Origin of the sequence: Tahibacter caeni (assembly GCF_024609805.1) — a bacterium.
In the GTDB taxonomy this organism is placed as follows: domain Bacteria; phylum Pseudomonadota; class Gammaproteobacteria; order Xanthomonadales; family Rhodanobacteraceae; genus Tahibacter; species Tahibacter caeni.
The window spans coordinates 1-4,185 of sequence record NZ_JANFVR010000373.1; the positions used below are offsets into that span (position 1 = coordinate 1).

Consider the following 4,185-nt stretch of genomic DNA (forward strand, 5'->3'; position numbering starts at 1 on the left):
GCCGCGCGCTGCGCGGCGAAATCCGCCGCCGGCGGCGCGTCGCGGCCTCGCGTCGCCAGGTCGATCAAACCGGCGAAGACCTCCGCGTCCGGCGCCGGGCCAGCCGGCGCGCCGAGCTCGCGCGTCAGCGGATGGCGCGCCTGCGCCTCGAAGCTGCGCTGCAGTTCCTCGCGCCACCACTGCAGCTTGCCGGCCGCGACGGCCGCATCGGGCAGATGGAAGACGGCCTGGGTCAGCTCGTGCGCAATCGCTTCGAACATCAGCGCTGCCGGCGCCTGTCGTTGCAGCAGCGGTCCGGCGATGCGGAATTCCGCATACGCCTGTTCGAGCTTCGCGACGAAGCTCGCGACGTCGGCGGGCTGCGCGTTCACGTGTCCAGCTGCAGCGCCTGCTGCAGAGCCTGCGCCGTCGGCGCGACCCAGTCGGCGGCCCAGGCGTGGGGATCCTCGCCGTCGAGATAGCCCCAGGCCGCGGCGACCGTGTACAGGCCCGCGGCGCGGCCGGCTTCGATGTCGCGCAGGTCGTCGCCGACGTAGACGCAGTGCTGCGGCGCGACGCCGGCGAGTTCGCAGGCATGCCGCACGGGCGCCGGATCGGGCTTGCGCACGGCGAGGCAGTCGCCGCTGACCAGCGCTGCGCTGCGCCGGGACCAGCCGAGCCGCTCCAGCAGCGGCCGCGCGAGCCAGCCGGGCTTGTTGGTGACCACGCCCCAGCGCGCACCGCGCGCCTCGATCGCGCCGATCAGAGTTTCGATGCCGTCGAACGGCCGCGACAAGCCGGCGATGTCGGCCGCATAGATATCGAGAAACCGCGGCAGCAGCGCCTCGTAGCGCGGCTCGTCCAGGCCCGGCAGGCCGCGGCGCAGCATCGCGCGGCCGCCCTTGGACACGGCCGCGCGGACCGCCGCGGCATCGGGCTCGGCGGCGCCGAGCTCGAGGCAGAGCCGCTGCATCGCGGCGACCAGATCCGGGGCCGAGTCGACGAGCGTACCGTCGAGATCGAACAGCACCGCCTGCAGCTCGCGGTCACGCCACTTCATGCGGGTTTGCGCGCGCTGGCCAGGTAATTGACCGCGACCGAGTCGACCAGCCGCGCGCGCCGCGTCAGCGGGTTGTATTCGAGGCCGCGCAGGTCGTCGAGCTCCAGCCCGCTCGCGCGCAGCGCCGCGGCGAGCTCGCTGGGCCGGATGAACTGGCGGTAGTGATGCGTGCCGCGCGGCAGCAGGCGCAGCAGGTATTCCGCGCCGACGATGCCGAGCGCGAAGGCCTGCGGCGTGCGGTTCAGGGTCGAGGCGAACCAGCGGCCGCCGGGCTTGAGCAGGCGTGTGCAGGCGTCGACGATGCTGGCCGGATCCGGCACGTGCTCGAGCATTTCCATGCAGGTGATCGCATCGAAGCTGCCGGGCTGCTGCTCGGCCAACGCCTCGGCGCTGATCTCGCGATAGTCGACCTTGAGGCCGGACTCGTACAGGTGCAGCCGCGCGACGTCGAGCACCCCCGGCGCCAGGTCGATGGCTGTGACGTCGGCGCCGGCCGCGGCCAGCGCCTCGCTGAGCAGTCCGCCGCCGCAGCCGACGTCGAGCACGCGCGCGCCGCGCAAGCTCACGCGCTCGGCCACGTAGGCCAGGCGCACGGGATTCAGGTCGTGCAGCGGACGGGATTCACCGTCGGGGTCCCACCACCGGCTGGCCAGCCGGTCGAACTTGGCCGTTTCGCTGCGATCGACGTTTTCGCTGACTGTCATGTTCGTAAGTTCCGTTGATACGCGTACCGCACGATGTACCACGCCGGCCGCGGCGCGTACCGCGGCGCTTGGCCGCAGCTCAGCCGCGCAGCCGCTCGCCCCATTCGCGCGCCTTGGCGCGCAGCGCGGCGGGATCCATGTCGACGAGCGCGCCGTCGACGAGCTTCGGCACGCCGGCGATCCAGACGTCGCTGACGTGCTGGCGGCCGCCCGCGTAGACGAGCTGGGAGATCACGTTGAACACCGGCAGCAGCTCCAGCGCGTCGAGACGGACCGCGGCGAGATCGGCGGCCTTGCCCGGTTCGATCGAGCCGATGCGCTCGCCCCAGCCCAGCGCCTTGGCCGCATTCAACGTGGCCGCGCGCAGCGCGAACGCCGCATCGAACGCGCTCGCGTCGCCGGACACGCCCTTGGCCAGCAGCGCCGCCGTGCGCATCTCGCCGAACATGTCGAGATCGTTGTTGCTGGCGCAGCCGTCGGTGCCGAGCGCGACGTTGACGCCGGCGCGACGCAGGGCCTCGGACGGACAGAAGCCGCTCGCGAGCTTGAGGTTGGATTCGGGACAGTGCACGACCGAGACGCCGGCTTCGGCGCAGAGGCGGATCTCGTGCTCGTCGAGCTGGGTCATGTGCACGGCGATCAGGTGATCGTTGACGAGACCCAGCCCCTGCAGCCGCGCAAGCGGACGTACGCCGTGCTCGCGACGCGAGTCCTCGACTTCCTGCGCGGTCTCGTGCACGTGTACGTGCACCGGCACGTCGAGCTGATCCGACAGCATGCGCACGCGCTCGAAACTCTCGTTGCCGACCGTATACGGCGCATGCGGCGCGAAGGCCGTGCCGATCAGGCCGTCGCCGCGGTATTCGTCGTGCACCGCGAGTGCCTTGTCGAAATATTCCTCGCGCGTGCGCGCCCAGGCGCTCGGGAATTCGATGACCGGCAGGCCGACCAGGGCGCGGAAGCCGTGCCGGCGATAGGTCGCGGCCTGGGCATCGGGAAAGAAGTAGTTCTCGTTGCAGCAGGTCGTGCCGCCGCGCAGCATCTCGGCGATCGCGAGCTCGACGCCGTCGTGCACGAACTCGGCGCTCATGGCGCGCGCCTCGGCCGGCCAGATGTGCTCGCGCAGCCAGGTCATCAGCGGCAGATCGTCGGCGATTCCGCGCATCAGGGTCATCGGGTTGTGTGTGTGCGCGTTGACCAAGCCCGGGATCAGCACGTGCTCATCGAGCACGCGGACCGCGCGCGGCGCGTACCTGCGCTGCGCCGCGGCGATGTCGAGCAGCTCGCGTACCCGGCCGCCGTCGACGACGACGGCCTGCCGCTCCAGCACCACGCCGTGCGGCTCGACCGGCACCACCCAGCGGGCTTCGATGACGCTGTCGACGGGAATCGGCTCGATGCTGCTCACACCCTGCTCCTGCTCTGGCGATCCGCGCATGATGGGGGCGGATACGAAAAAGGGAAACCCGGCCGGGTTTCCCTTTCGCGGCACCCCGAAAGTTTTTCGAGGTGCCCTTCGTCCGCCGCGGCGAGCAATCGTGCTTACTTGACGCGCGAGACGTATTCGCCGGTGCGCGTGTCGACGCGGATCTTCTCGCCCTGCGCCACGAACAGCGGCACGCGCACGACGGCGCCGGTTTCGAGCTTGGCCGGCTTGCCGCCGCCGCCCGAGGTGTCGCCGCGGACGCCCGGATCGGTCTCGGTGATTTCCAGTTCGACGAAGTTCGGCGCCGCGACGGTCAGCGGCGAGCCGTTCCACAGGGTGACCACGCAGGTCTCATTGCCCTTGAGCCACTTGGCTGCGTCGGCCATGGCGGCTTCCTCGGCGCCGACCTGCTCGTGGGTTTCCGGATGCATGAAGTGCCAGAACTCGCCGTCGGAATACAGGTATTCCATGTCGGTGTCGACGACGTCGGCGGCCTCGACCGAGTCGGTCGCCTTCATCGTCAGCTCGACGACACGACCCGACTTGATGTTGCGGTAGCGCACGCGGGTGAAGGCCTGACCCTTGCCCGGCTTGACGTACTCGGTGTCGGTGATGACGCACGGCTCGTTGTTGACGATGATCTTCATGCCGTTCTTGACGTCATTCATGCCATAGCTGGCCATGGGTCACTCCTAGCGAAAGGGAATTGCCGCGGTTCTGCGGCTACAATGGTCGACTGGCCGTAAAGCCGGAAACTAGCCCGCGATGATAACCGCTAACCGCCTGCCCGCGCAGCTTCCGCCGCCGCGCTGGCAGCAGCTCTGGCGCGAATCGGTCACCGATCCGCTGGAACTGCTGCGCCTGCTCGGCCTGGAAGCCCAGGCCGGCCGCCTGCTGCCCGGCGCCGACACCGGCTTCGCCCTGCGCGTGCCGCGCGGCTTCGTCGCGCGCATGCGGGCCGGCGACCCGGCCGACCCGCTGCTGCGCCAGGTGCTGCCGCTCGCGGCCGAGCTGGC

Annotated in this window: 4 protein-coding genes and 2 pseudogenes; 1 reads left to right on the plus strand and 5 read right to left on the minus strand. The window is 70.5% G+C overall.

The features are described from left to right. The 5 genes and pseudogenes from NON22_RS20980 to efp form a co-directional block, all read right to left on the minus strand. A pseudogene (locus NON22_RS20980) lies at positions 1-371 on the minus strand (hypothetical protein); the annotation flags it as partial. After that, entirely contained in the window at positions 368-1,039 is a 672-nt protein-coding gene (gene gph / locus NON22_RS20985; protein ID WP_257388932.1) for a phosphoglycolate phosphatase, read from the minus strand. The pseudogene NON22_RS20980 and the gene gph, both read right to left, overlap by 4 nt. Further along, the gene (gene ubiG, locus NON22_RS20990; protein WP_257388933.1) at positions 1,036-1,743 is read right to left on the minus strand and encodes a bifunctional 2-polyprenyl-6-hydroxyphenol methylase/3-demethylubiquinol 3-O-methyltransferase UbiG; all 708 of its coding nucleotides are present in this window, start codon (positions 1,741-1,743) and stop codon (positions 1,036-1,038) included. Before ubiG ends, gph begins: the two co-directional genes overlap by 4 nt. Before the next feature lie 79 nt (positions 1,744-1,822). Further along, the gene (locus NON22_RS20995; RefSeq protein WP_257388935.1) at positions 1,823-3,151 is read right to left on the minus strand and encodes a TRZ/ATZ family hydrolase; all 1,329 of its coding nucleotides are present in this window, start codon (positions 3,149-3,151) and stop codon (positions 1,823-1,825) included. 134 nt (positions 3,152-3,285) lie between these two features. Then, entirely contained in the window at positions 3,286-3,852 is a 567-nt protein-coding gene (efp, locus tag NON22_RS21000) for an elongation factor P (RefSeq protein ID WP_257388936.1), read from the minus strand. A gap of 82 nt (positions 3,853-3,934) precedes the next feature. On the opposite strand from efp, the pseudogene NON22_RS21005 reads away from it, so the two are divergent. Then, positions 3,935-4,185, plus strand: a pseudogene (locus NON22_RS21005) (EF-P beta-lysylation protein EpmB); the annotation flags it as partial.